Source organism: Exiguobacterium sp. s95 (genome assembly GCF_018618655.1).
GTDB classification, from domain to species: Bacteria; Bacillota; Bacilli; order Exiguobacteriales; family Exiguobacteriaceae; genus Exiguobacterium_A; species Exiguobacterium_A oxidotolerans.
Genome location: NZ_JACSMM010000002.1, coordinates 402,450 through 428,940 on the forward strand (window position 1 = coordinate 402,450; position 26,491 = coordinate 428,940).

Consider the following 26,491-nt stretch of genomic DNA (forward strand, 5'->3'; position numbering starts at 1 on the left):
GACGGGGGAAATGACGTGAAGAAAAAGCAAATCATTAGCGTCGTTCTCCTGTTTCTAATCGGAATTGGAGCAACGACCTACTTGTTGATCGAACAGCGAAACCAGCAAGCGTTTGAAAAGAGTATCGATACGTCAGATGTTAACGCATTTGCGTCAGCAGTCGAACACGTTTCTTTATCGACAAAAGACCGGAATCAGTACATTCAGCAGTTCCAAGAAGCACTCGACTATGACAAAGCACTCGTTTTGCTGGACGACACGAGTGTTAAAAATCAAGTTAACTGGTTTTATGTCGCCCGGTTCGGACCAGCTTCTGTAGTCAAGCAATGGCTTGCTAGAGGGGCTTCCGTCGAGCAAACGAATGAGCAACAACAGACAGTCCTGCATGTTGCGACGAGCGTGAACCAACCTGCGGATGCTTATGCTTTATTGATTAAAGAAGCTACACGAAAAAATATCAATGCGCTCGATAAAGCTGGAAATTCGCCTCTCTACTATGCGACGGTCGATCAAAATGAGACTGTGATTAAGCAGTTACTGGCAGCAGGAGCAAATCCGAACGTCGGAAAGCATCAGCCGATTTATGAAGCAGTCAAACAAGACCGACAGGATATTTATCAGTTGTTGGTAAAACAAGGTGCAGAAGTCAAGAAGACAAAAGTCAAAAAGTTGGCACGAGCGTATGGTGCGACAACATTTCAATGAAAAACCCCTCGACATCCATCAATGTCGAGGGGTTTTTTGCGTCAAGGAGTTGTTCGTTTCGGAGTCTCAACATACATTTTGACAGCCCGACTGAGTGGAAGCATCGACGTCGGATTTTTCAGGACACTCGCATCATATTTCAGGCGGAGACGAGATTGTACCGCGTCAGCAGATTTTTTCGTGTTCATCAAAGTGGTCAACGCGGTGACGTCTGCCGGGTAGAGCGCTTCCGGTAAGTCCAGCGTCCCGCGATACGCATTAACCTCAAGCTGTCCTTTTGTGAAGATTCCACCTTGTAAGTTCATCGTCGACCCAACTGAATAAATGCGATTCAAGGTAGGCGAATCACTGTAAAGAAAGGCATTCATGTCCGGTGCGGTTGTTTTAGGTGCGGAAAACTTATTGACACGATTGATTGTTAACGTTCCTTTGCTGAGTAAAATCAGAGTGTTTTGATTCGTTGAACTCGTGATGCCTTGAATGTTGGCATCATCTAACCGGCTAGAACCGGTCGAGAAGATAGTTGTCGCAAAACTGACGTTACCCCGAATCAATAAATCACCGAGGACGACGATCGGGCGTTTAATCTCAAGCGGTTGCGTAATCGGATTGAGTGAAGAAATCGTCAAGTTCCCATCGATGATTAACGGTTCGAGCGATTCTTTAACGATATCATCGGTAATCGTCACTGTATTTTGCTCAGTCGGAGCTGGGATGATGATTTGTTTCTTCGTACTCAATTCATTCAAGAATGGTCCTGTCAGCACCGATTTTTCAATTGATTGACTCTTTAAGTAGGTCGGAACGGAGGCGAGTGGTGTGTTACTTGGAATCGTTAAGAAATCATTCAGGGCAAATTCAAAATCGAACGGAACGAGCGTGTCTTTCGTTGAAACAAGATCCGTTTTGGTGGTCGGATCAAAGACGGTCGCATCACATGGTAAAAAGTCTGTACATGTTAGAAGCGGTTGAGTTTGCGGCTGGAAAACACGAACTTGTCCATCGATGTATGGATGGGCCAGCTTATCTGTATAGTGGCCTATCTGACCGTTATAGATGAAGTTTGGCGTCGCAGAAACTTTGAGTGCTTCCCGCGAGAAGACGTTCCCTTCGATTCGTGGTGCTCCATTTAAGATGACTTGATTGTCGGACCCGAGCGTATAGTATAGAAAACTAGGAATCGCTGATAAATAGACCCGTTGAGTATAGGTCTTTTTGACCGTCGGTTGATCACCTTTCGTCTCTTCGACGTGAGCGGTCAAATCGAACGCTTTAACGCGGACGTTCGAGGCGGCTTCATTTAACTGAACTTCAACAAGAGGAGCCGACGTCTTCAAGGGGAGTATGATTTCATTCGGGATATCTGCAAATAGCTCTTTTGAGGAACTGGTTGGATTCTCTTGACTGGTTTTTGCGACGAGTTGTTGGAGTGCTGCGATCGCTTGATCGAGTTGATTTTGCGTCGCTGTATCGACTTCAATGTTTGTCCCGCGTATTTCCGTCAATCTTGTCGATTGCAGGCTGACACCAATCGTCGCGATTGCTAAGACCGATAGGACGGTCAATGTCACGAGTACGAACAATAGCGTATAACCTTCTTCAGATTTTTTCATGGGTCGTCCTTTCTGAACTAAAATCCAATCGTACTATTCAAGGTCTGTGTTTCTTCATTATCCGTCGACTGAATTCGGAGCGTCATCGTCAAAATGCCATGGACGACGTATCTGCCCGGGTAGTCACCGGTCGTGATGTCGACGTACTCGGGACTTGAAATTGTAAAGGTCTTTTTGATTTCTGTTTGATCATTGATGTTTTCGAGTGCACCTTCGTAGATGAGTATGTTTTCGTCAAGTCGTTGTGTTGCGAATGTATAGGTGATTGGAGTTGATGTGACTTCATTTTGTTGTTCGACATTGGCGTTGAACGGAATGAAGCCGTCCGTTCGCTCGAGTAGACCGGAATCCAGGTTAAGGCTAGGCAATGTCTTTTTATAGAAAGACAGCTCATTCGCTGTTGTGATGCGAATGGCATCGAAGCCGGTGATTTCATTTAAAATGAGTCCGACCGAACTATCGGCTTCGCTTCTGAGCTCACTGATGATTCCCGTCGCCTGAAAACTCTTTGTACCGGAGATGAAGACGGTCAGGATGACTCCGCTAAAAATAGCAGCGATGACGATGGCAACGAGCAATTCGACGAGGGAAAATCCGTCATTTTGTTGCGGGAAAACTTTGGTTGAGCGTCGCATTCGTAATCGATCCTTTCAATGATGTAATCGGGTCAGGTTGACCGTCGAGATAGACATAGACGTATAAATCGAGGAGGTTCGGATTTTCGATTCCTTCGATTTTATGCGGGGTAACACTGATTTTAACATCGAATGGCATATTATTTATTTCCGCATCATTGAAGATTGAGTCACAAATAGCCGATACACCACATGACGGCGTGTTCGGCGTCGGTATTGTATAGCTACCATTCTGATATGGGGTGCCTTTCGTCTGTTCAAGAAGCGTATCGAATACGAAGGGTCCGTTCTCCGCTTCGACAGCTTCCCGTTCGATATAAGAAGCGGCGTTTTTCGCCAGGTAATTCGCAAACGTCAATTCCGTGCTATCACGAGAAGCGGATAAGGACTGGGAAAAAATGCTGATGAGTGAAACTGAAATGATTGAAAGAATCGTGATGCTGACTAATACTTCGATTAATGAAAAGCCTTGTTGCTTGTTTTGCATGGATTCACCTCGTATCTGACTCAATATGAATTATCTATTCAAAAATGAAAAACGGTATGTATTCACACATGATGAAAGTTATTGTCAGGATAGGACTTATGTTTCATCATAATATTCATTATAATGGAAATACTAGACACCTGAAATGGTTATTTCATAAGGAAAGGAAACAGATGATGATAAATCCTAAACGTTTTGCAGTACATACGCTTCTTTTAGTCCTCTTGATTGCCTTAATCTATGTTCCTTCGTTTGCGCTGATTTCGTTTACGGGACAAGCAAGCGTCAGTGAGAAGTTTTCTGAAAGTGCCCGGATTGCCTCTGTTCCGGTTAGTGGTATGACACGGGAAGAAGCAAAACCGAAAGTTCAAAAAGCCATCACGACCTGGTCGAACAAAACGCCATTGACGATTGGGACGGGAGAAGAACTTGTTCCCGTTCCGACGACGCTCGTGACGTTTAAAGTGGATGAGGCCGTCGAAGCAGCTTCTTTAAAAAAGGGAGGCGACTTGGACGTCACGCTTGACGAACCGGGCGTCGAAGCATTCTTGTCGACGCAACCGGTCGTATACACGCCGGAACAAACGACGGCATTTAAGGCATGGCTGACGAACATGGGACAACAACTCGAAGAGGGCAACTATGATCCAGCTGCCTCGACAACATCTCCATCAACGGAAGAGGTCGTTTCCTCGGTGTCCTTTACAACACGCTCAGTCGCCGAAGAACAGATGGTTGACGCGATGACACAAGTTGACTTAAAAGCCGGACAGTTGATGAATACGAAGACATACGGAATGGACGGTGTGGCGGCTTCATATATCGGCAGTAAACTATATGAACTTTTCGCAAAAACACCGTTTGAAATCGTCGAGCGGATGCCGCATGATCAATTGCCTGAGGGAATCACACTCGGCTACGATGTCCGAATTGATGAAAAAACAGATTTTGCCGTACGGAACACACAAGCAGTGAACTACCAGCTTGTCGCAATGAAAAATGGTAGTGACGTGACGCTTGAACTACGGGGAATGCCGTTCAAAGAAACGGTCACAGCAGTGCTTGAAGGTGAAAAATCAATTCCGTACCGGACGATCACCCGCTATTCAGCGACACTATCTGCTGGAACGACAAGTGATACACAGTCCGGATCGGAAGGGACATCGATTGAACTGTACCGCATCATCAAGTCGAACAAAGGCGAAGAGAAAATGCTGGTCGCACTTGATTTTTATGCCGCGACACCGGCAATCGTCACGAAGAGCAGTCAAGCGGAGCAAGCGCCGGTCGTCACACCACCTGCTGAAGAGAACCAGGACGAGATGACGGATCAAACAGATCCTGAATCCGAGACGACGGATCAAACGGACCCTGAGTCAGATGTGACAAGTCCAGACGCACCGGCAACTCCCGATACACCGACGTCACCGGATACACCAGATGCTCCGACAGAAGGCGATCCAGCTTCTCCCGCCGAAAGTGACACAGCGGAACCAGCAGTCGGCTAAAAATCAATAGAAAATGAGGGATCCTATGAACTGGACAGATTTAGCAATTGAGCTCGGAATCATTATTGGTCTGGCGACGATTATTTGTGGCTTGATGTTTGCGGTTCAAATCCCATTCATCGCGACGGCACGTGCGAAAGTCATTCTCTCGGTGATGGCACTTGTACTAGTCTTAGCACTTTACATGCTCGTCAAATTCGATTGGATGGCGAATCCGTTCGTCATTGCGGGATATATCGTCACACTCCTAATCGTTACAGCGATTACGAGTACGATTGACGAAAAACAACAACAGCGACCGACAGTACTTGATGAAGAAGAAACATGGCACGCGGAAGGGTGACGAACTAAATGGCAATGAAACGGAAACGTCTCGGCGAGATGCTGCTTGAAGAAAGTCTCGTCACGGAAACTCAGATTGAAGAAGCCTTGACGGTCAAACGGGCGACTGAAAAATTAGGGGATGCGCTCTTACGATTAGGGCATTTGACGGAGCAACAACTACTCGAAGCGCTCCATCATCAATTGAAGATACCAATCATTCAACTGTATAACTATCCGGTCGACGTGGCAGTCACGAAGCTGATTTCAAAAGATCTTGCTCAGCGCCATACGCTCGTCCCGGTCTACCGGGAAGGCAACCGTTTATTCATTGCGATGGCTGATCCGCTCGATTTGATTGCGATTGATGACCTGCGGCTTCAGACGGGGTTGATGATTGAAGTCGGCATCGCGACACGCGATGAAATTCGCCGGACGATTTTAAAGTATTACGATATCGATTCGTCACTCCGGGAGTTACTCGAATCCGATGAAATGATGGAGTCTGATGCGACGCGGGATGTCGTGACACGCGAAGATGCGCCAATCATTCGTCTCGTCAATCAAATTCTTGAAAACGGGATTTCCCAACGGGCGTCCGATGTCCACATGGATCCGCAGGAAGCCTCCTTATCGATTCGGATTCGGATTGACGGGGAGCTGCGGACGGAGAACAACTACCCGAAACAAATTCAGAACATCTTGACGACCCGGATTAAGGTCATGAGTGAGCTTGACATTACGGAATCACGCTTGCCGCAAGACGGACGGATCAAGTACATCTATAATGGTCTCGCCTACGATTTCCGTGTCTCGACACTTCCGACCGTCTATGGTGAGAAAGTCGTCATCCGGATTCTCGACAGCTCGAACTCGAATATCTCGATTTCGAAAATCGGATTTAGTGAACGCAATGAATCCCAGTTCCGGGAGATGCTGAAACGACCGAACGGCATCATCTTGATTACTGGACCGACAGGGTCTGGTAAGTCATCAACATTGTATGCGGCTCTAAACGAATTGAATGATGAGAGCCGTAACATCATTACGGTCGAAGATCCGGTCGAGTACCAAGTCGACGGCATCAATCAAGTTCAAGTGAACAGTAAGATCGGCTTGACGTTCGCGAGTGGGCTACGCTCGATTTTGCGACAAGATCCGAACGTCGTCATGGTCGGAGAGATCCGCGATATTGAAACGGCGGAAATTTCGATTCGGGCCTCATTGACGGGACACCTTGTCCTGTCGACGTTGCACACGAACTCGGCCATCAGTTCGATCACCCGTCTGATTGACATGGGAGTTGAACCATTCCTTGTCGCGGCGTCGGTTACCGGATTGATTGCGCAGCGTCTCGTCCGTCGCGTCTGTCGTGATTGCGGGGAAGTCCAACCCCTTTCAAAACGCGAACAAGAGTTGTTTGCGCAAGAAGGGATCGAAGCGACGACCGTCATGCGTGGACGCGGCTGTTCGTCTTGTAACATGACGGGGTACCGGGGGCGACTCGCGATCCAGGAAGTCGTCATGATCGATGAAGTATTGCGACGGATGATTATGAACCAATCGACGGAAAGCGAAATCACGATGTACGTCAAGTCGCAAGGTCAACGGTTCCTGTTAGCGGATGGACTGACAAAAGTCGCCCAAGGAATTACGACGACGGAAGAAATCTTACGGACGGTGATATCAGAATGAGTACGATGGAACGCGCACAAATCGAAGACATTCTCAGATCGTCAAAAGAAAAAGGGGCTTCTGACGTCCATTTGACGGCAGGGTCTCCCCCCGTCTTTCGCGTCAATGGAACATTGATTGCTTACGGGACGGATAAACTCAAGCCGGTCATCATCGACGGGTTCGTTCAGTCGCTGATTACCGAGGAAATGTACCTGCAGCTTAAACAGGATCGTGACATCGACTTTTCCTTTGGTGTGACGGGTGTCGCCCGTTACCGCGTCAATTGTTTTTATCAACGTGGCGCACTCTCAATGGCTTTTCGAACGATTCCGACTGAAGTGCCGACACTCGAACAATTATCGTTGCCTCCTGTCCTCAAACGGTTTTTAACGAAACCGCATGGCTTGATTCTCGTCACAGGACCGACCGGGTCAGGGAAGTCGACGACACTCGCTGCGATGATCAACGAAATCAATCAGACGATGTATAAACGCATCATTACGCTCGAGGATCCGATTGAATACTTACATAGTCATCATAAAAGTTTGATTGACCAACGTGAAATCGGCATTGATGCCCCACGATTCGCGAGTGGCTTACGTTCTGCACTCCGTCAGGATCCGGATGTGATTTTGCTTGGTGAGATGCGCGACTTAGAGACGATTTCGACGGCAGTCACAGCTGCAGAGACGGGACATCTCGTCTTCGCGACCGTCCATACGTCGACCGCTGCCTCGACAGTCAGTCGGATCATCGATGTTTTTCCATCGGAGCAACAGGATCAAATTCGCGCCCAACTGGCAAATGTCCTGGCGGGTGTCGTCTCGCAACGCTTGATGCCCCGGTCCGATGGTACAGGCAGGGTCGCGGCTCTTGAAATCATGGTCGAGACACCAGCCGTCTCAAACTTGATTCGCACAGGTAAGGAATATCAGATTCAATCCGTTTTGCAGACCGGAAAACAGTATGGGATGCAGACGATGCAAATGGCCTTACAAGACTTAGTTAGTCGGGGACTGATCCCAGCATCAGCCGCGACACCTTACATATCGGGGTGAGCAGATGGCAGTATTCATGTATGAAGGTCGGACGATGGCCGGTAAACGGAAAAAAGGTAAGATTACAGCATTAACGAAACGGGAGGCGGCAGAACGTCTCCGGACAGAACAAATCGCCGTCACGTCACTTGAGAAACAAGAATCAAAAGGCTTAAATACCGAGATCACATTCTTAACGGCAAAACCGAAAATCGAACACTTAGTCATGTACGCACGTCAATTTGCGACGCTCGTCCGGTCCGGTGTCTCAATCGTTAAAGCGACCGAAATATTACGGAAACAAACAGAATCGAAGCCGCTCGAGCGGGCACTCGTCGAAGTCGAAGATGATTTACGGAGTGGGATTCAATTTTCGCAAGCGATTGAGAAACATCCGCGCGTCTTTGATACATTCTTCGTCAGTATGGCGATGGCGGGTGAGGCGAGCGGGAATTTAGAAGAAGCCCTTGATAACATCGTCACCCAGCTTCAAAAACAGTACGAGATTAAACGGAAAGTCATTTCGGCATTGATTTATCCGGCCGTCGTTTCAATTGTCGCGATTGGTGTCGTCGTCTTCCTGATGTTGAACGTCGTCCCGACGTTCGCGTCGATTTTCGATCAACTCGGAAGCGAACTTCCATTAATTACGAAACTTGTTGTTGCCGTATCGGACTTTTTTGTCGCTTACTGGTGGGTCTTGTTGCTTGTCGCCTTCGGATTGCTCGGTCTGCTGTATTTTAATTTAAAAAATGAGCGGCAACGGGTCATCTTCGACAGCTTACTTTTAATGTTGCCGGTCTTCGGACCATTGATTCAAAAGTCACAGATTGCTTTGATGACGCGGGGACTCGCTGTGTTACTGAATGCATCGGTCCCGATTCTTGCTTCGCTCGACATTACGGAACGAATCGTCACGAACCGAATCATCCGTAAAGGAATCGCCGGTGCGAATGAAGCGATGTCGCGCGGGATTCCGATGCACGAACCATTAGAAAAAAACAAATATTTCCCACCTCTCGTGACACAGATGATTGCCATCGGGGAGGAGTCCGGGCGCCTGGACTCCATGCTGACAGAGGTCGCAGACTTTTATGAGACGGAAGTTGAAACAACGACGGATCGCTTGAAGTCAATCATCGAGCCGCTGTTGATTGTCGTCCTCGCCGCAATCGTTGGTGTCATCGTCATCGCCGTCGTCGTCCCGATGTTCAAAATCTATTCGGATATCCAGGGCGAATAACAACTGCGAAATCATTTACCTGTTGTCTAAAAAAGACATAATTAACTAAAATTATGGTGCTACTATAATAGTATTCATATGGATAGTATTACCTATACATCGAACTCAGAAAAAAGCACTAGGGAGGAATACTAAAATGTTAGAACGGTTCAAAGAAATTTGGTTAGATGCAAAACAAATGCGCGATGAGCGGGGCTTGACGTTGATCGAGTTACTCGTCGTTGTCGTTATCCTCGGAATTATTGCCGCAATCGCGGTAGTAGCGATTGGCGGATTGATTGAAAACTCACGTAAGGATGCAGTTGTATCCGATGCGAAACAATTAGTAGCGGCAGCGAAGTTGTATACATCTTCAAATCCAATTCAACCTGGTGAAAAGGTTAAATTAGGGATAAATGATGGTGGGAACCCTATCACAACTAAGGATGCAGTTACGACTGGTACTGGAGCTCCTAGAGAAGATTCACTTGGTAAATATATTGATGATATGAAAGATCCATTAAACTCTGACAATGATTATAAATCTTCTTATGTAGTAGTTACTGAGACAAAAGGTAAATACACTTACTCTGTTACGCTACTAAGTGAAAAATCAGCGAACGCTTACTTTACTAATAAAACACCGGGTGAATTGAAACGCTCAGCAATCGTGGTCAACTAAGTTTAGTTAATATTGATGCTACCCCCAACTCGGGGGTTTTTTTCTGAAGTTTTTTAAGAAAGGAGCCTAACATGACAATCGTTTTTACAGTCTATTTTTTCATTATTGGCATGTTGATCACGTCGTTTACAAATGTCGTCGGACTCCGGATTCCGGTGGGGGAATCGATTGTGCGACCGCGCTCGCATTGCCCGAATTGTGGTCACGTCCTCGGTGCGCTCGAACTGACACCGGTCATCGGCTATCTCGCTTTACGCGGAAAATGCCGTGTCTGCCAACTGCCGATCTCCGCGAAGTATCCGGCGCTGGAACTGCTTGGTGGCGTACTTTACGCCTATGCGTTCTATCAATTCGGATGGTCGATGCAATTCGTGTTGACACTTGTCCTGACGAGCCTGTTATTCATCCTCGTCATGTCGGATCTTGCTTACATGCTCGTCCCGAATAAAATATTACTCTTCTTTTTACCGATTAGTCTGATAGTTCGCTACCTTTCTCCATACGAGAACTGGTATAATCCAATTATTGGCGGAATCGTCGGTTTTAGTTTATTGTTTGCAATTTTTCTCGCATCACGTCAAGGGATGGGCGCAGGGGACGTCAAACTGTTTGGTTTACTCGGTATTTTTCTCGGACCACTCGACGTCGTGATTGCCTTATTCGTCTCGGCACTTGTCGGTTCCGTCATTGGGCTGACATTACTCGGATTGAAGCGCGTCGAACGCAAGCAACCGATTCCCTTCGTCCCGTCGATTGCGATCGGGACATTACTCACTTATTATTTCGCGGACGATTGGGTGACGTTATACCTCGATCTGTTCCTATGAGAAAGGACGAACCTACATATGGCGCAAGCTAGGCGTAGAGGTACATATATTTATTTCAACTTCACGGATGTCGCCGTCTTCGGCGCCGTCGTCAAGAACGGTGTCATCAAACGACGCGCTGTTGCGTCCCTGCCTGCCGGGACACTCCAAGGTGGATGGTTGCAACCGGAAGCGTCACTTGATTTGATTTTTGACAGCCTGTTGACGAAATTGAAGGTTCCGCGAGGTTCGCAAGCTGTCCTTGCCCTCGATGGTTCACTCGTCCTTGCCCGAAAACTTGAAATTCCGGAGTCGGTCGAGACGAATCAAATCCGCGGGTACTTGTTCATGGAGCTTGGTCACAGTATCGTCCTGCCGTTTGAAGAACCGTACTTCGATTACACACTGCTCGAAGAAGACGGCAAACGAGAAATCATGCTGTATGCGGCACCGAACGAAGCGATTCAACAATACATGCAATTGTTTAAGCAAAAGCACCTGCGGCTTGTCGCAGCTGAACCGCAACCGCTCGCTACGTTTTTCGGAATCGAGTCGCTCTATGAAGTCGAAGACAGTAGCAGCGTCTTGATTTGGAACGTCAATGCGACGAATCATCAACTGATCATCATCGAAGACAAAGTTCCGCGCTTAATCCGTTCCGTCGATACGTTCAGTTCGAACGCCTGGGAAGTTGAGGTGATGGAGGATCGTCTCCATTACCGGTATCGCCTGGATGACGCACAAGTCGAGATGACACTTGACGAAATGCTGCTCGAATTTTCACGTGTGCTCGATTTCTACCGGTTTTCGCTCGCACGCGACCAACGGGAAATCAGCCGTGTCATTCTAGCGGGAGACTTCCCGTTCCAGGAGGAGCTCGTCAAACGGTTCGAAGCGAATTTTGATCTCCGACTCGAACAGCTTCCGGAGCAGCTCGAAGTCGCGCCACAACCGATTCCGCGTGCGTATTTACCGCTACTCGGACTCGCGATTCCACAAAAAACTCGAATCAATCTGTTACCAGAGAACGACGTCATGCCGAAGTTTCCGCTCGTCGCGTCGCTCGTCCTGTTGTTATTTGGCGGAATGATTGGCGGCTACTTGTTCTGGCAAACGGACCAGTTCGCGGACCGGATCGAGACGGCAAACAATCAAGTGCAAATCGTTCGTGCCCTTCAAGCGGAATCGGCACAATCAGCGAAACAAGAAATTGCCCAATTGAAGCAGACCGTCGACGGATTAGAGGAGACGCCGCGCCCGGCAGTCCCGACGCTTGAACGGATTACCCGCTACTTACCGGAACGCGGCTACATCTTACAGTTCGCCTATGGTGCCGATCATCTCGTGACGATGAATGCGCAATTCGAAACACTGGAAGAGTTGAATGGTTTTTATCGTCAACTCTTGACGGATGACGTCTTTACAGGAGTTTCATTGACAGGTATCACAACGAAGACGATGAACGAAGAGGCAGATGTCGTCACGTCGACGACGATCGACCCGGCAACAGGGGAAGAAATTCCGACGACGACGATTACACCATCGGCTGATGAAAAAACGGAAGAACCGCGTTACATCGGTCAATTCACGTTGTCAGTCTTACCGGCGGAGGTCGTCAAAGGTGAAACGAATGAAGCGAATCCGGATGTACCAAAAGAAGATGGCGAGACGGAGTCGGCAACGCCAGACGGTGAAGTGACACCGGAAGACGGAACAGGCGAAGTCGTCTCGACCGAGATTGAGGAGGTGGAGGATAATTGAAGCGCTATAGTAGTTACCTTCTCCTCGGATTGACGCTCCTGCTCGTAATTGGAGGAGTCGCCTATTTCGGTTATACGACCTATACGACGTACCAAGAATTGAATGAAACGGAAGCCACGCTTGACCGGGAACAGATGGCCCTCGAAATCGCAAAAGCGAATGAGCAAAAAGTCGATGTCGCCGAATCAAGCTTCTTACAGAAAAAAGTGCCCGTCCTCCCGGCGAATGATGATGTCATCGACGCCATCAATGCCTCGAGTCAAATCGCAGGAGTCAAAGTCCAGTCGATTACGTTCAGCCAAACGGATGTTGCACCTGCTCCGGTTGTCGAGTCGACACCGGTCGTCGACGGAGCGATGGCGACAGAGTCTGACATCGATGCGGATGGAGCAGAAGCACCCGTCGCGACAACGGCCGCGACACCGCTTCCGGCATCGTTATCCGTCGAAGCACCATCCTATCTCGAACTGATGGCATTCCTTAAACAAATCGAACGGACGGATCGGATTACGATCTTGCGTCAGATTCAATTGACGGGGCCGGATGAACCGGGTGCCGGAAGTGAGACGATTCTTCTTGACGATGAGATGATGGCGTTTACGATTGAAATCGAGACGTATTACCGACCTGATCTAACACAACTCGTTCCAGATAAGAAGACACCACTCAAGGAGACGACCCCGAAATCAGATCCCTTTGTTGATGTCACAGGAAATTAGTTTGGAAACAAGTGCTTCCCTTCACGGGAGAGGCACTTGTTTTTCGTTATACTACCCGTTGAGTGAATTAAGCTAGTTCGAAATCTATCAGAAAGAGCGTGATACTAATGGTAACGCAACCACCCTTGATTCTTGCTTCGGCGTCTCCGCGCCGGACACAGCTTTTGGACCAAATCGGGATACAGCATGAGGTTCGTCCTGCTGACGTCGTCGAAGAAGCGCCCTATCCGATGGCGCCTGCCGAATACGTCGCCTACTTATCCGACAAAAAAGCACGTGCTGTAGCTAAGGCGGATGAAATCATTCTGGCGGCAGATACCGTCGTGTCGATTGACGGTTTGATTTTGGAAAAACCGCTCAATCGCTTAGCCGCAAAGCAGATGTTGCTTCAATTATCTGGTCGGACCCACCATGTCTTGACGGGCGTGACGATTGTGATGAATGATCATGTCGAAACATTTACCGTGACGACAGAAGTCCGTTTTGCCAAATTGTCGCAGGACTGGATTATGCGCTACACGGAGACGGATGAGCCGTATGATAAAGCCGGTGGATACGGCATCCAGGCGGTCGGAGGATTATTCGTCGAAGCGATTTCAGGCGATTATTATAATGTCGTCGGATTACCGATTCATCCGATTGCGAAACGACTCGAAGCATTCGGAATCAAGCCGGAATTTGCGTAACGCCTATTAAAGAGAGGTCGGATGCAGTGATTGAATTGCCGAAGGATATGATTCAACTAAAAGGGCTGACCCGTGCGACGACAGTCGAATTGCTAGCATGTCTCGTCCGAAGTGGAACGAGAAATCAATCGCCGCTTGAAATCGCGGAAGAATTACTTGATCGTCATCCCTCGTTGATTGAGCTTGAGGCAGCGGGAGTCGGAGGACTGGAGAAGTCACCCGGCGTCGGCAAGGCGAAGGCGCTCCAAATCATGGCGGGACTCGAGCTCGGCCGCCGGCTCGTCACAGAACCGAAGTGGGTCCGACCGGTCGTTCGTTCACCGGAGGATGCAGCGGAGCTGTTGTTAGAAGAGATGCGCCTGTATCAACAGGAACATTTCATCTGTCTGTATTTGAACACGAAAAACGAAGTCATTTCCAAAAAGACGCTGTTTATCGGCGGTCTCAATACGTCGATTGTTCACCCGCGCGACATATTTCGGGAAGCCATCCGCTGTTCGGCGGCCAGCTTCATCGCTGTCCATAATCATCCGTCTGGCGATCCGACGCCAAGCCGGGAAGATATCGAGGTGTCGGAACGGATGGTCGAGGCGGGCAGATTGATTGGAATCAGTTGTATCGATCACCTCGTCATCGGTCACGGACAATTTATTAGTATGAAACAACGCGGATTTATGTAAGAATAACGTCTGAGGGGGAAGTGGACTTCCTGACCTCAGGCGTTTTTATGTTTTGAAAAATAGGTGAACTGTAAACAAGCTGTAACGTTTTAGCGCTTTTCTAAGAGTGCTTTTCCGTTATAATTAGTGGAGTTGTATTTTCAGAGAGGGGTTTTTTGAATAATGTTTGGATCATTTAGCCGTGAAATCGGCATTGACTTAGGTACGGCAAACACGCTCGTTTATGTAAAGGGGCAAGGAATCGTTGTACGCGAACCTTCTGTTGTCGCTTTCCGTACCGATACAGGTAAGATTGAAGCAGTCGGGAACGCAGCGAAAAACATGATTGGACGGACACCGGGCAACGTGACGGCACGACGGCCGATGAAAGATGGCGTAATCGCTGATTATGAAACAACTGCGACGATGATCAAGTACTTCATGGATCAAGCGTCGAAGAAAAAAGGATTGTTCTCTTCGAAGACGAACGTCATGATTTGTGTGCCAAGCGGCATCACATCAGTCGAAAAACGTGCCGTTGAAGATGCAGCAAAACTTGCCGGGGCGCGTGAAGCCTATACGATTGAAGAACCATTCGCAGCGGCAATCGGAGCTGGACTCCCGGTATCTGAACCAACAGGATCGATGGTCGTCGATATCGGTGGCGGAACGACGGAAGTCGCAGTCATCTCGCTTGGCGGCATCGTAACGAGTCAATCAATTCGTGTCGGTGGAGATGAAATGGATGAGTCAATCATTCGTTACATCAAATCGAAATATAACTTGATGATTGGTGAACGGACAGCCGAGACACTCAAGATGACGATCGGTTATGCACGAATCGACGAAGAGTCAGAAAACGAAACGATGGAAATTCGTGGTCGCGACCTCGTCACAGGTCTTCCGAAACAAATCGAAGTAACGAGTGCAGAAATTTGCGACGCGTTATCCGATACGGTCGATGCGATTTTAGCAGGTGTCAAGCACACGCTTGAACAGACACCGCCGGAACTTTCGGCTGATGTCATGGACCGCGGAATCGTCTTGACAGGCGGCGGTGCGCTCCTTAAAAACCTTGATTCTGTCATCGAAGACGAAACACGCATCTTGACGCTTGTTGCTGAAAACGCACTCGATTGTGTCGCAATCGGTACAGGAAAATCACTTGAGATGATGAATGTCCTTCGTTCGAAATCAGGCATCTCACAAAAAAGATAAGGACGGGATGAGCGATGAAGCGATTTTTAAATAATCGAAAACTGCTCATCACACTCCTTAGTTTTCTCCTTTTGGTGATATTGATCGGTATTTCGTTGCAAGGGCGTAACCAATCCCACTGGTATCAAAGTTTTGTCCGTGATACCGTCGGGGTCGGTCAACGTCTTTTCGCGACACCGATTGGCTGGATTGATGATACGGTCACTTCGATTACAGAAGTGCGTGACGTGTATAAGGAAAATGAGTATTTAAAATCACGTTTAAATGACTATGCGGAAAATTCCGTCAAAGTTCGTGATTTAGAACGTGAGAATAAAGAGTTAAAAGATATGCTCGACCTGGGTGGCTCGATTCGCGACTATACGTTACTTCCAGCTGAAATGATTGGTCGCACACCGTCCGAGTGGCAACGTTTCGTGACCGTGAACATCGGCGAACAAAAAGGGGTCAAGTCCAATATGGCCGTCGTGACGGCAGATGGATTGATTGGACGCGTCATTCAGACGAGTGCCTACACTTCGCTCGTTCAGTTGTTATCTGACACGAGTCGTACGAACAATGTCTCAGCTGTTGCGGACGATACAAAAGGAAAAGGGGTCTTCGGAACGATTGAAGGGTTCGATGAGGAAACAAACTTGTTGAAATTCACGAAAATTCCGAATGACGCGAAGTTAAAAAAAGGGCAGATTGTCGCGACATCCGGTCTCGGAGGAAAGTATCCAAGCGGTGTTGTCATCGGCAAAATCGAGGAAGTGAAGTCGGATAAATACGGTGCTTCGAAAATCGCATACGTCAAACCGGCAGCAGACTTCGAACAGTTTGGTCACGTCTTCGTGATTGAACGAGAGGCGGAGGAACCTTTCGCTGAGACCGATAAGGGAGGGGACACTAGTGAATAACGTCAAGTTGTTTTTCGCCGTGTTCCTTCTTTTTATCTTGGAAGGAACGATTTTTGCAGGTCCGCTCGGTGACGGGTCACCGTATGCGGTCCACCTGACTTTGATTGCCTTGATGTTTCTCGGACGCTACGGCAAAATCGAACAGGCACTTGGTTTCGGCTTAGTATTCGGTCTGTTATATGACTTCGTCTATTCCGATATCATCGGTATTTACTTATTTGCGTTATCTGCCATTCCGCTTTTTAGTAGCTTCGTGCTAAAATATGTAAAGGAGAACGTATTGACGATTATCGTCACCTTTACGTTCAGTGCCTTATTATTCGAATTTGATATTTATTTCTTTACGGCTTCGGTCTTAGGTGTCGATGTTCCGTTTAAAGAACTGGCGACACAAATCATTCCGAAGAGTCTCATTGCACAGCTGATCGGGATTATCATTCTGTATTATCCGATGACCCGACTCGTGCAATCCACACTTGACGAGAAAAGAGGATGAGTCATGATTGAACGTAAGCGTTATGTAACGATGAAAGGTCATCGTGGTGGCCTTGCCGTTTATGTAAACGAACGGTGCAGTGTGGATGAATTTCTTGACGACTTAGAATTGACGCTTGCCGATAAATCCGTCGAGAACGGACGCGCCGTACCGATTACGTTCTTCTTTGGGCGACGTTACGTCGACGAAGGTGTCGTGACAGCGGTCGAATCGATTGTCGGACGACATGATTCCTTTTCATTTAACGGGTATGACAGTGAGTGCCTGACGAAAGATGAAGCAAAAGCATTATACGGGGAACGGACCTTCCACTATTTTGGTGGAACTGCTAGGAGCGGTCATGTCCTTGATATTGAAGGGTCCATCGTCGTCATCGGTGACATCAACCCTGGTGCTGTCGTACATGCGACTGGAAGTATCTATTGTCTCGGAGCATTAAGAGGAACGGTTCACGCCGGTAAAGGTGGCAATGATGAAGCAGTCGTCGCTGCAAGTATGCTACAACCGAAGTGGATTTCGATTTCCGACATCGTCCATGATGAACCGGATGATGCACCGGTACCGGCCTTAGAAATGGGTTGTGCGTTTATAGGGGAAGCGGGAATTGAATTTTCTCGACTCCAAACCGTTCCGCTTGCGCGGATGGATCAGTTTGCGATCGATAGTGAAAGAGGGTGACAGACATGGAACAAGTGAAAGAACAGGTACATAGAGATGCCAAAACGAACGTCGGGCGGGCGATTGTCGTCACGTCTGGTAAAGGTGGCGTCGGGAAAACGACGACGACTGCGAACATCGGAACTGCGCTCGCATTGATGGGCCATTCTGTTTGTCTCGTCGATACGGATATTGGATTACGTAATCTCGATATCGTACTTGGTCTCGATAATCGGAGTATCTATAACATCGTCGACGTCGTGACGGGGCAATGTAAGTTGCACCAAGCACTCGTGCGTGATAAACGTTTTGAAGAGATGTATCTGTTGCCTGCTGCCCAGTCTAAGGACAAATCGTCCGTCACGCCGGAACAGGTGAAAGCGATCATTGACACGTTGAAACTTGAATATGAGTTCGTTTTAATCGATTGCCCTGCTGGAATCGAGCAAGGATTCATGAACGCGATTGCGGGAGCGGATGAAGCCGTCATCGTCACGACACCGGAAAAAGCCGCTGTTCAGGATGCAGACCGAATCATCGGCATGCTCGAACGGTCGGAGCGTGAAATCGTCCCGCGTCTCGTCATCAACCGTGTCCGTTCACACATGATGGCATCAGGCGACATGCTCGACATCGATGAAATCATGCGTATCTTGTCGATCGACCTGCTCGGCTTGATCGTCGACGACGAAGAAGTCATCGCGGCCTCGCACCGTGGCGTCCCTGTGACGATGAATCCGGATAATCGGGCCGGACTCGGTTACCGGAACATCACGCGGCGGATTCTAGGAGAGTCAGTTCCATTACTCGACTTAAACGAACAACCGCAAAAAGGGTTCTTCGTGAAATTGAAAAAAATGCTTGGTATGAAATAAGTTAGGGAAAATAGACGAGAAGAGCTATGTTGCTTCTGGTCTATTTTTTTTGGAGGAATTCGTATGAAATGGATTAGTGAACAAACCCCGTCGCTTGAGCGTGTTGCGTTAGTTGAAGGCGGACGGGTCGTCGAGTACCATGAGCAGATGCGAGATGAGATTCGTGTCGGTACGCTGCTCTACGCGAAAGTCGATCGGCTGCATCCGACGCTTGAGGCTGCCTTTTTGATTGCGACCGATGGAACACCGCTTTACTTACCGATCAACGAAACACTGGAAACGTTACGCCGTTACCCGGATGTCCCGACAATCGGTCAGGCTGTCCAAGTCGGTCAGACCGTTCTCGTTCAGGTCGTCAAGGAAGGCACGGCACCGAAACAGCATAAAGTGACGCAAAACATCACCTATGGCGGACGCTATCTCGTCTATTTCCCGTATGGTCGGCGTGTCCGCTTCAGCCGGAAACTCGATCTCGTCACGCAGCAACAATTAGCGGAGCTGATTCAGACAAGTGAAATGGAAGGCATCTTATACCGGACGGAAGCATCGCAAGCAGAAGCCGGTGTACTTGAGAAAGAAATGTTCCAGTTACGTGCCCGTCATGAACAAATGCTAAAGCAGGATAACTTAGAACAGGATGAATCATTGATTGTCCAGGAAGCGAAACGGCTCCCGTTCATCGAAGAAGCCTGTGTATCGAATCGAATGGAAAAAGAACGATTGGAGCAACTCGGATTACGCGTCGATCGTCCTGTATTGAAAGGACGGCTCCCGGAGATGGAACATGTCGACCGCGTCATCGAGAAAGCGCTCGAAAAAGTCGTTTGGCTCGATGGAGGCGCCTATTTATTGATTGAAGAAGTCGAGACGATGACAGTGATTGACGTCAATAGTGGAAAGATGATTTCCGTCAAAGAGCAAAAACGGACGTTTGACCAAATCAATGAAGCGGCAGCCGGTGAAATCATGCGCCAATTACGCCTGCGCAACATTAGTGGCATGATTGCCGTCGATTTCCTGCGGGGCTCAAGTAAAGGGCAGACGCGTGTGACGCAATTGCTAAAGGAACGCGCCGCCCAAGAAACGAAGCAAATCGAAGTCTACGGCTTTACGAAGATGGGCCTTTGCGAATTGACGCGGCAACGGCATGGGAAATCGTTACTCGAGCGTTCCATCGTACAAGGGAAGCCGTCACGGATTGCGATTCACCGGCAACTCGAACCGAAGTTGATTGAAATTGCGACCTATGCGGAAGCAGCAGTCGTCCGCGTGCCGACTGGCGGATTAAGTCCGTTGTTGCTACAAGATGCACCGGTCGAGCTGTTGATTGTCGAAGGCGAAACCGGTATCTTATTTACGGGAACGAAGCAGGAATGTGAAGAATTTATCGGTCGTCAGCAAAAACAATAAGAACGTTATTGACAATAGTCAACTTCATTTGGTATTCTGAATAACGTTAGTTCGTTTGGAAGCACCAAATGACTACAACCGCACAGACCGGGTTTTAAAGCATCCGCTGCCCGTGATGGCGAGTCTGAGTTCCTAAGAGGAGGTGCACGTAATGTACGCAATTATTAAAACTGGTGGTAAACAAGTTAAAGTCGAAGCTGGCCAAGAGATCTACGTTGAGAAATTAAACGCAGACGTCGACAGCACAGTAGAATTCGGCGAAGTCTTGATCCTTGGTGGTGACGATGTTAAAGTCGGCGCTCCACTCGTAGAAGGTGCGAAGGTCGTAGCAACGGTCATCAAACACGCTCGCGCGAAAAAGATCACAGTCTTCAAAATGAAAGCTAAAAAGAACTACCGTCGTAAGCAAGGTCACCGTCAACCTTACACGAAGGTCCGCATCGAGAAAATCGAAGCGTAAGCCATGATACGTGTTAAGATTCGACGAGATGAAGCGGATTTGATCCGTTCCATCGAAGTGACAGGACATGCCGAGTTTGCTGAGCCTGGTCTAGATTTAGTCTGTGCCGGCACTTCAAGCGTGATTTTCGGAGCATACAATGCAATCGAGTCACTACTCGGGCAGGTCCTGCTCCTTGAAATGGCAGAACAACAAGAGGGTGGCTACTTTTATGTAGAGCCGTACGCTGACTTAGCACCGGATGTCAGTGAACGCACCCAATTGTTACTGGAGGCGACTTTGGTCCAACTCGGAACCATCGCTGAAAGTTACGGTGAGTATATCCAACTTGAACAAATATAGGAGGTGGATTCCACATGTTGAAACTTAATCTTCAGTTCTTCGCATCGAAAAAAGGGGTAGGTTCGACAAAGAACGGTCGTGACTCGCAATCGAAACGCCTTGGGGCGAAACGTGCAGACGGTCAAACTGTTTCTGCTGGTTCAATCCTCTACCGCCAACGCGGTACGAAGATTCACCCAGGTATGAACGTCGGACGTGGTGGCGATGATACACTTTTCGCAACTGCAACTGGTGTCGTTCGTTTCGAACGTCTTGGACGCGACAAAAAACAAGTCAGCGTTTACCCAGCATAAGTGATCGATGAAGCAGACTCTAGCCACTTTCGGGGGTTAGGGTCTGTTTTTTTAGGAGGGAACGACCGATGAAGGATGAGCAGGTACTTGATCTTTTAAAGACACTTCGTCACGAATGGTTGAATCGATTACAACTCGTTCGTTCGTATAGCGCGATGGGTGACGAGGCGGCGGTTGAATCGATTTGTTCAGTCTATCGCGAGCAAGCGTCACGAGAAGGACGCCTGACGTTGATTGAACTACCGAAAACAGCGCTCACACTTCAACGAGCGGATTGGACAGGCTTGACTGTCGAATATGATGTGATCGAGAAACCGAAGCAGATTGATGACGTACGGCTAGCGAAAATCATCGAGGCTGCGATTGATATGATTGAAGTGGGAGATGGAGAAGTATCCGTGACCTTCCATGAGGGCGTGACCATCGAGGTCTATCGGGATCTACTAGATATGTCGCGCCTTAAGAATCTAGTGACGCCGATGGAAATCGAGTCACAGACAGCCAATGAGTGTGTGATCGAAATTGAAAGTCTTCCTGTAGGGGAAGAGAAGTAATAGGAGGGATCTGACATGTTCGTCGATCAGGTAAATATTTATGTAAAAGCAGGAGATGGTGGACGCGGGCAAGTTGCGTTCCGTCGCGAAAAATATGTTCCAGACGGTGGTCCAGCCGGAGGAGATGGTGGGCACGGTGCTCACGTCGTTCTTGAAGTGGATGAAGGACTTCGTACGTTAATGGACTTCCGTTACAAACGCCATTTTAAAGCCGTTCAAGGTGAAAATGGAATGTCGAAGGGGATGCACGGACGTAAGTCGGAGCACCTCGTCGTTAAAGTACCACCAGGCACGGTCGTCTACGATGATGATACGGATGCAGTCATTGCCGATCTCGTTCATCACGGGCAACAAGCCGTCGTCGCTAAAGGTGGACGTGGTGGACGCGGAAACTCGCGTTTCGCGACACCTGCGAACCCAGCTCCGGAACATGCGGAAAACGGGGAGCCGGGCGAAGAGAAGTACTTGAAACTTGAACTCAAGATGCTCGCTGATGTTGGACTTGTCGGATTCCCGAGTGTCGGGAAATCAACGATGTTATCAATCGTCTCAGCAGCACGTCCGAAAATTGGAGCATATCACTTCACGACAATCACACCGAACATCGGTGTCGTTGAAACGGAAGACAGCCGTAGCTTCATCATGGCCGACTTACCGGGACTCATCGAAGGAGCAAGTGAAGGTGTCGGACTCGGTCACCAATTCCTCCGTCACGTCGAGCGGACGAAAGTCATCGTCCACGTCATCGACATGAGTGGAATGGAAGGGCGCGACCCGATCGAAGACTACAACATCATCAACAAAGAACTGGCAGACTATAACTTACGTCTGACGGATCGTCCGCAAGTCGTCGTCGCAAACAAGATGGATATGCCGGATGCAGAAGCGAACCTCGAAGCATTCAAAGAAGCTTTCCCGGACCTCGAAGTCTTTGCAATTTCTGCAGCGACGCGTCAAGGATTGCGTGACCTCTTGTTCCGGATCGCCGATCTCGTCGATGCGACACCAGAATTTGGTCTTGAAGAGCTTGAAGAAAAAGCAGCGACACCACGTGTTGTCTATGGTTACGAAGCACCAGAAGCTGGCTTTACGATTTCGAAAGATGAAGATGATTGCTTCGTCATCCAAGGACCACGGATCGAGAAACTCTTCACGATGACGAACTTCATGCGGGAAGAGTCGATTAAACGATTCGCTCGGACATTACGTCAAATGGGCGTCGATGATGAGCTCCGTAAGTTAGGTGCGATTGATGGGGACGTCGTTCGGATCCGTGACTTCGAATTCGAATTCATCGAGTCTTCGTTCTAAAGATCACGTAAATCATTCATTTAGGAAATGGAGTGTGAAATCATCGTGGACCCACTTCCCGCGATTCCGTTTATCTGGCTGCTCGTGTTATTGGTCATCTCAGCGTTCTTCTCTTCTTCTGAAACTGCTTTATCTAGCGCAAACCGCTTACGGATTTTGCATCAATCAGAAGAAGGCGACCGTCGTGCCTCACAAGCACTGCGCCTGTTCCAACGCTATGAAGAAACGCTGACCGCAATTTTGATTGGCAATACGATTTCGAACCTCGGTGTTGCGATGATTGGGGGATGGCTTGCGATGACGATGTCACCGGAGTCGTTACCACGCGTCGGCATCATTTTCGGAACGTTCTTACTGATTTTGTTATTCGGTGAATTGATTCCGAAATCTTACGCACGGGAACATGCTGAAAAGTACGTCCTCTGGATTAGTCGTCCACTGCGCATGTGCCTGAGTCTCTTCAAACCGGGAGTCTTCTTATTCTTAAAGTTGCGCCACGTTGCACTCGTCCTGATTGGTGCTGATCCGAAAGGACCGCTCGTAACGGAACAAGAACTTCGTGCACTCGTAGACATTAGCGAAGAAGAAGGCGTCATGGATGAAGCAGGGGCTGAGCTTGTCCACCGTGCCGTCGATTTTAAGAACATTACTGTCGAAGAAGCGTTGACACCACGAACAGATATTCAAGCGATTGATATCGATGACAGCTTCGAAGAAATTTTACGTGAGGTACAAAAAGGCGGTTTTTCCCGTCTGCCGGTTTATAAGGACTCGATTGACCATATCATCGGTGTTCTATCCGAACGTGATTTCTTACGCGAGTTCGTCAAAAATGGAACCGTCGACATCCGTGAGTGGATTCGACCGGTATCCTTCGTCGTCCCGCAAACCCATTTGATGGATTTGTTACCTGAACTGAAAGTGAAACAGTCACATATGGCTGTCGTACTTGACGAGTTTGGTGGAACGGCCGGATTAATTACGCTTGAAGATATTTTAGAAGAATTAGTCGGTGAAATTTGGGATGAGCATGATGAATCACTTGAATATACGAAACAGATTGGTGTAAACCGTTTCGAATGTCTCGCAGAGTATGATATTGAAGATTTTTGTGACCAATTCGAGTTGACGATGCCGGAAACAGAAGCCCAGTCGCTGGGCGGCTGGATTATGGAACGTGTCGGTCAAATTCCTGAAGTTGGCACAACGATGACATATGAGCGTGTCACGTTCACGGTACTTCATGTTGAAAACCGCCGTGTCCGAAAAATATTAGCAACATTCGCGTCTGAAGTTGCTGAAACGGTCGAAGAACGATCTTGATCGATTTGGAAGAGGTCTGAATACAACACGTTGATTAAAAGCCGATGATAAAAAAGAAGGGATTGCCATCTATCATGGATGTGCAATCCCTTCTTTCAGCGTGTAGACAAAGTGATATCTGAAAATAAAAGTGTCTTTTTTCGTTGCTTTCCTCGGGCGAGGCGCGAACTGTTGCTTCTCGATATCACATTTTTACGCTTTATAAGAGTTTGTCTACAGTCTAAAAGTCGAAGAGGCATATGCAATCATCGCTTAAAAATCAAACGTAATGAAAAACAGTTTCGCCCTGTGCGTAAGAAACGCCGATGTTCCCGCTTTTATGCGGAGTCATCGGCGTTTTCTGTACATACTTTTTTCGTTCATGACGGTCAGATGCATGCATTTTGGTTAGACGTCCAACTCGGAAACTAGGATGCCGAGATGATCTAACTTTTCAATTGCTGCTTCAAGCGCCTCATCACTGTCAGCTTCTAACGTATGGATGTGGACACCATCCGTCAGACTCGATAATGGGGTCGCCTGTGTTTCTTCAAGGCGTTCTATTAAAACGCGGACATCACGCCGACTTTTCAGCATCAACTCGCCCGTGATGAAACCGTAGACCGGATGTTCGACGATGACGTCAAGAACGGTGACGCCTTCGTCGACGATGGCGTCACATTCTTCTTTAAGTTGATCGTATCCATGACGGCAGACGATTTTTCGCCGTTTTCGTGAAGAATCGTTTTCTAGTTCATTGAGTAAATACCCGCGAGCCGTAGCTACGACTGGATGACCTTTGGCTTTTAATAACGATAAATCCTGAACGATGACTTGTCGGCTTACACCCGCCTGTTTCGCAAGTGCCGTACCGGTGATCGGATGATCACTATCCTCGATAATCTGTAGGAGTAAGTTTCGACGTTCTTCTCCAGATTGTCTTCTTCCCATTGCCACTCCTGCCCTTCTTCAAAAAAATCATGTATCAAGTGTACATAAGAAATCGATACACCGCTCGACTTCCTCTTTTGTCGTATGAAGTCCAAAACTAAGACGAATCAGGCCGTGTGCTGCCGTTTCATCATACTGGATGGCACGAAGCGTAGAATTCGGTCCATTTTCGCCTGCCCGGCAAGCGCTTCCGGCTGAAACAGCAATTCCAGCCCGGTTCAGGGCAAGTAAAACGAATTGTCCATCCATCCGTTTCGTATGGATGGCACAAATCGAAGCCAGTTGATTGGGTGACTCGACGACATGATAACCCGCATGAGGAAGTCTTTTTTGTAGCATACCACGAAATTTCTGACTTGCGGCTTGGAAGCGAGGATTTTCAGATTGATAGTGCTCACAAGCAGTCAGGAAAGCGACGATTCCCGGGATGTCGACCGTTCCGGGGCGAATTCCAAGCTCGTGGTGGGCAGCGTAGTAAGGGCTAAAGAGCGGACGGCGTAAATAGACGGCACCAAGTCCTTTTGGTCCGTAGACTTTATGACTGCTGCATGTATAGGCATCAAACGAGTCGATTGAGAGGGGGTGTTTGAGAAATCCTTGCACACCGTCACAGTGAAATAAGATCCCTCTCGCCTGGCAAAATTGAGCGATTTCTTCAACTGGAAAAATGAAGCCTGTGTCCGAGTTGACGTGTTGAATCGAGACAACACCGACTTCATCCGTGCAGACGGTCTTGAAGTACGTCCAGTCAAATGAACCATTTGGAAGCAGTGGTAAGAGAATCGTGTTTGAGGCGAGCCGCTCCAGTGGCAGGAGAACGGAATCGTGTTCGCAAGCAAGTGTCAAGACAGTTGTCTTTTGACTTTGACGAAGGAGGTGCTGTATCGCAATGTAATTCGCTTCCGAGCCACTACCGGTGAAAACGATATTTCCATCAGTTTGACCGAGTAGAGCTAAGAGCTGTGTACGTGCACGTTCGAGAATTTGTGCTGCTCGATTTCCTATGTCATGAAGTGAAGAACTGTTGCCGTAAGCTTGTTCAGCCGCCAATCGATACTGTTCAATTGCACCAGGGTACATCGGAGTCGTTGCCGCGTAATCTAAATAAATCATAAATGAATCGGATCCTTTCGTCTTGTCACTCGACTAAAAATATGCCAAACTTATTGTCAAGACAATAGTAAACTAAAAAAACAGAGGTGTAA

General features: G+C 48.2%; 29 protein-coding genes and 1 other annotated feature. Of the genes, 24 read left to right on the forward strand and 5 right to left on the reverse strand.

The genetic code is table 11. The features are described from left to right. Window positions 1-15 precede the first annotated feature (15 nt). Window positions 16-705 carry an ankyrin repeat domain-containing protein gene (locus KNP99_RS06640; RefSeq protein ID WP_215193125.1) on the forward strand — a complete coding sequence of 230 codons (690 nt, stop codon included), beginning with the start codon at window positions 16-18 and terminating at the stop codon, window positions 703-705. A 41-nt stretch (window positions 706-746) separates the two neighbouring features. Here the strand turns inward: KNP99_RS06640 and KNP99_RS06645 are convergent, their stop codons facing one another. From KNP99_RS06645 to KNP99_RS06655, 3 genes are read right to left on the reverse strand one after another with little or no spacing between them, the layout of a single operon-like run. Then, window positions 747-2,318 carry a type II secretion system protein gene (locus tag KNP99_RS06645; protein WP_215193126.1) on the reverse strand — a complete coding sequence of 524 codons (1,572 nt, stop codon included), beginning with the start codon at window positions 2,316-2,318 and terminating at the stop codon, window positions 747-749. Between the two features lie 17 nt (window positions 2,319-2,335). Beyond that, window positions 2,336-2,953, reverse strand: a complete 618-nt coding sequence (locus KNP99_RS06650) for a PilW family protein (RefSeq protein ID WP_088837546.1) — start codon at window positions 2,951-2,953, stop codon at window positions 2,336-2,338. Further along, complete coding sequence (locus KNP99_RS06655; protein ID WP_214807258.1) at window positions 2,916-3,440, reverse strand: type IV pilus modification PilV family protein; 525 nt, start codon at window positions 3,438-3,440, stop codon at window positions 2,916-2,918. Before KNP99_RS06655 ends, KNP99_RS06650 begins: the two co-directional genes overlap by 38 nt. 173 nt (window positions 3,441-3,613) lie before the next feature. Here KNP99_RS06655 and KNP99_RS06660 point away from each other — a divergent pair, with 173 nt between their 5' ends. The 23 genes from KNP99_RS06660 (at window position 3,614) to KNP99_RS06770 (ending at window position 24,356) form a co-directional block, all read left to right on the forward strand. After that, complete coding sequence (locus KNP99_RS06660; RefSeq protein WP_251133060.1) at window positions 3,614-4,948, forward strand: VanW family protein; 1,335 nt, start codon at window positions 3,614-3,616, stop codon at window positions 4,946-4,948. Window positions 4,949-4,973: 25 nt separating this feature from the next. Then, complete coding sequence (locus KNP99_RS06665) at window positions 4,974-5,291, forward strand: hypothetical protein (RefSeq protein WP_214766493.1); 318 nt, start codon at window positions 4,974-4,976, stop codon at window positions 5,289-5,291. Between the two features lie 8 nt (window positions 5,292-5,299). Continuing rightward, the gene (locus tag KNP99_RS06670) at window positions 5,300-6,964 is read left to right on the forward strand and encodes a GspE/PulE family protein (protein ID WP_088837543.1); all 1,665 of its coding nucleotides are present in this window, start codon (window positions 5,300-5,302) and stop codon (window positions 6,962-6,964) included. Continuing rightward, complete coding sequence (locus KNP99_RS06675; RefSeq protein WP_159173032.1) at window positions 6,961-8,004, forward strand: type IV pilus twitching motility protein PilT; 1,044 nt, start codon at window positions 6,961-6,963, stop codon at window positions 8,002-8,004. Before KNP99_RS06670 ends, KNP99_RS06675 begins: the two co-directional genes overlap by 4 nt. Before the next feature lie 4 nt (window positions 8,005-8,008). Beyond that, entirely contained in the window at window positions 8,009-9,226 is a 1,218-nt protein-coding gene (locus KNP99_RS06680) for a type II secretion system F family protein (RefSeq protein ID WP_088837541.1), read from the forward strand. Between the two features lie 136 nt (window positions 9,227-9,362). Next, window positions 9,363-9,887: a type II secretion system protein gene (locus KNP99_RS06685; protein ID WP_214807260.1), complete on the forward strand. Its 525-nt coding sequence runs from the start codon at window positions 9,363-9,365 to the stop codon at window positions 9,885-9,887. A gap of 71 nt (window positions 9,888-9,958) precedes the next feature. After that, a complete protein-coding gene (locus tag KNP99_RS06690; RefSeq protein ID WP_088837539.1) occupies window positions 9,959-10,714 on the forward strand; it encodes a prepilin peptidase in 756 nt (251 codons plus the stop codon). A gap of 18 nt (window positions 10,715-10,732) precedes the next feature. Continuing rightward, window positions 10,733-12,454 (forward strand): type IV pilus biogenesis protein PilM, encoded by a 1,722-nt coding sequence (locus KNP99_RS06695; RefSeq protein ID WP_214810641.1) that lies wholly within the window; start codon window positions 10,733-10,735, stop codon window positions 12,452-12,454. Further along, window positions 12,451-13,173, forward strand: a complete 723-nt coding sequence (locus KNP99_RS06700) for a hypothetical protein (RefSeq protein WP_029331057.1) — start codon at window positions 12,451-12,453, stop codon at window positions 13,171-13,173. Before KNP99_RS06695 ends, KNP99_RS06700 begins: the two co-directional genes overlap by 4 nt. A 107-nt stretch (window positions 13,174-13,280) precedes the next feature. Beyond that, window positions 13,281-13,859: a Maf family protein gene (locus KNP99_RS06705; protein WP_088837536.1), complete on the forward strand. Its 579-nt coding sequence runs from the start codon at window positions 13,281-13,283 to the stop codon at window positions 13,857-13,859. A gap of 47 nt (window positions 13,860-13,906) precedes the next feature. Further along, complete coding sequence (gene radC, locus KNP99_RS06710) at window positions 13,907-14,539, forward strand: RadC family protein (RefSeq protein ID WP_204251439.1); 633 nt, start codon at window positions 13,907-13,909, stop codon at window positions 14,537-14,539. A 162-nt stretch (window positions 14,540-14,701) separates the two neighbouring features. Further along, entirely contained in the window at window positions 14,702-15,736 is a 1,035-nt protein-coding gene (locus KNP99_RS06715) for a rod shape-determining protein (protein WP_029331054.1), read from the forward strand. A 14-nt stretch (window positions 15,737-15,750) separates the two neighbouring features. Then, window positions 15,751-16,635 (forward strand): rod shape-determining protein MreC, encoded by an 885-nt coding sequence (gene mreC, locus KNP99_RS06720; protein ID WP_088837534.1) that lies wholly within the window; start codon window positions 15,751-15,753, stop codon window positions 16,633-16,635. Next, entirely contained in the window at window positions 16,628-17,131 is a 504-nt protein-coding gene (gene mreD, locus KNP99_RS06725; protein ID WP_088837533.1) for a rod shape-determining protein MreD, read from the forward strand. Before mreC ends, mreD begins: the two co-directional genes overlap by 8 nt. Before the next feature lie 3 nt (window positions 17,132-17,134). Continuing rightward, window positions 17,135-17,809: a septum site-determining protein MinC gene (locus KNP99_RS06730; RefSeq protein WP_159173494.1), complete on the forward strand. Its 675-nt coding sequence runs from the start codon at window positions 17,135-17,137 to the stop codon at window positions 17,807-17,809. Between the two features lie 5 nt (window positions 17,810-17,814). Beyond that, window positions 17,815-18,663, forward strand: coding sequence for a septum site-determining protein MinD (gene minD / locus KNP99_RS06735; protein WP_051667297.1), 849 nt, complete (start codon window positions 17,815-17,817; stop codon window positions 18,661-18,663). 63 nt (window positions 18,664-18,726) lie between these two features. After that, entirely contained in the window at window positions 18,727-20,073 is a 1,347-nt protein-coding gene (locus KNP99_RS06740; RefSeq protein WP_215193127.1) for a ribonuclease E/G, read from the forward strand. Window positions 20,074-20,139: 66 nt separating this feature from the next. Beyond that, window positions 20,140-20,209: a sequence feature (ribosomal protein L21 leader region), on the forward strand. A gap of 15 nt (window positions 20,210-20,224) precedes the next feature. Then, the gene (rplU, locus tag KNP99_RS06745; protein WP_012370978.1) at window positions 20,225-20,533 is read left to right on the forward strand and encodes a 50S ribosomal protein L21; all 309 of its coding nucleotides are present in this window, start codon (window positions 20,225-20,227) and stop codon (window positions 20,531-20,533) included. 3 nt (window positions 20,534-20,536) lie between these two features. Next, a complete protein-coding gene (locus KNP99_RS06750) occupies window positions 20,537-20,875 on the forward strand; it encodes a ribosomal-processing cysteine protease Prp (protein WP_029331048.1) in 339 nt (112 codons plus the stop codon). 14 nt (window positions 20,876-20,889) lie between these two features. Continuing rightward, the gene (gene rpmA / locus KNP99_RS06755; protein WP_012370976.1) at window positions 20,890-21,168 is read left to right on the forward strand and encodes a 50S ribosomal protein L27; all 279 of its coding nucleotides are present in this window, start codon (window positions 20,890-20,892) and stop codon (window positions 21,166-21,168) included. Window positions 21,169-21,236: 68 nt separating this feature from the next. Beyond that, window positions 21,237-21,722, forward strand: coding sequence for a Spo0B domain-containing protein (locus KNP99_RS06760; protein WP_029331047.1), 486 nt, complete (start codon window positions 21,237-21,239; stop codon window positions 21,720-21,722). A gap of 15 nt (window positions 21,723-21,737) precedes the next feature. Then, complete coding sequence (gene obgE / locus KNP99_RS06765; protein ID WP_214810644.1) at window positions 21,738-23,033, forward strand: GTPase ObgE; 1,296 nt, start codon at window positions 21,738-21,740, stop codon at window positions 23,031-23,033. Window positions 23,034-23,078: 45 nt separating this feature from the next. Next, window positions 23,079-24,356, forward strand: a complete 1,278-nt coding sequence (locus KNP99_RS06770) for a hemolysin family protein (RefSeq protein ID WP_214810645.1) — start codon at window positions 23,079-23,081, stop codon at window positions 24,354-24,356. Window positions 24,357-24,743: 387 nt separating this feature from the next. On the opposite strand, the gene KNP99_RS06775 is transcribed toward KNP99_RS06770, so the two are convergent. Both KNP99_RS06775 and KNP99_RS06780 read right to left on the reverse strand, forming a co-directional pair. Next, complete coding sequence (locus tag KNP99_RS06775) at window positions 24,744-25,286, reverse strand: transcription repressor NadR (RefSeq protein ID WP_088837529.1); 543 nt, start codon at window positions 25,284-25,286, stop codon at window positions 24,744-24,746. A gap of 27 nt (window positions 25,287-25,313) precedes the next feature. Further along, window positions 25,314-26,399: a cysteine desulfurase family protein gene (locus tag KNP99_RS06780; protein WP_215193128.1), complete on the reverse strand. Its 1,086-nt coding sequence runs from the start codon at window positions 26,397-26,399 to the stop codon at window positions 25,314-25,316. Window positions 26,400-26,491: the final 92 nt, after the last annotated feature.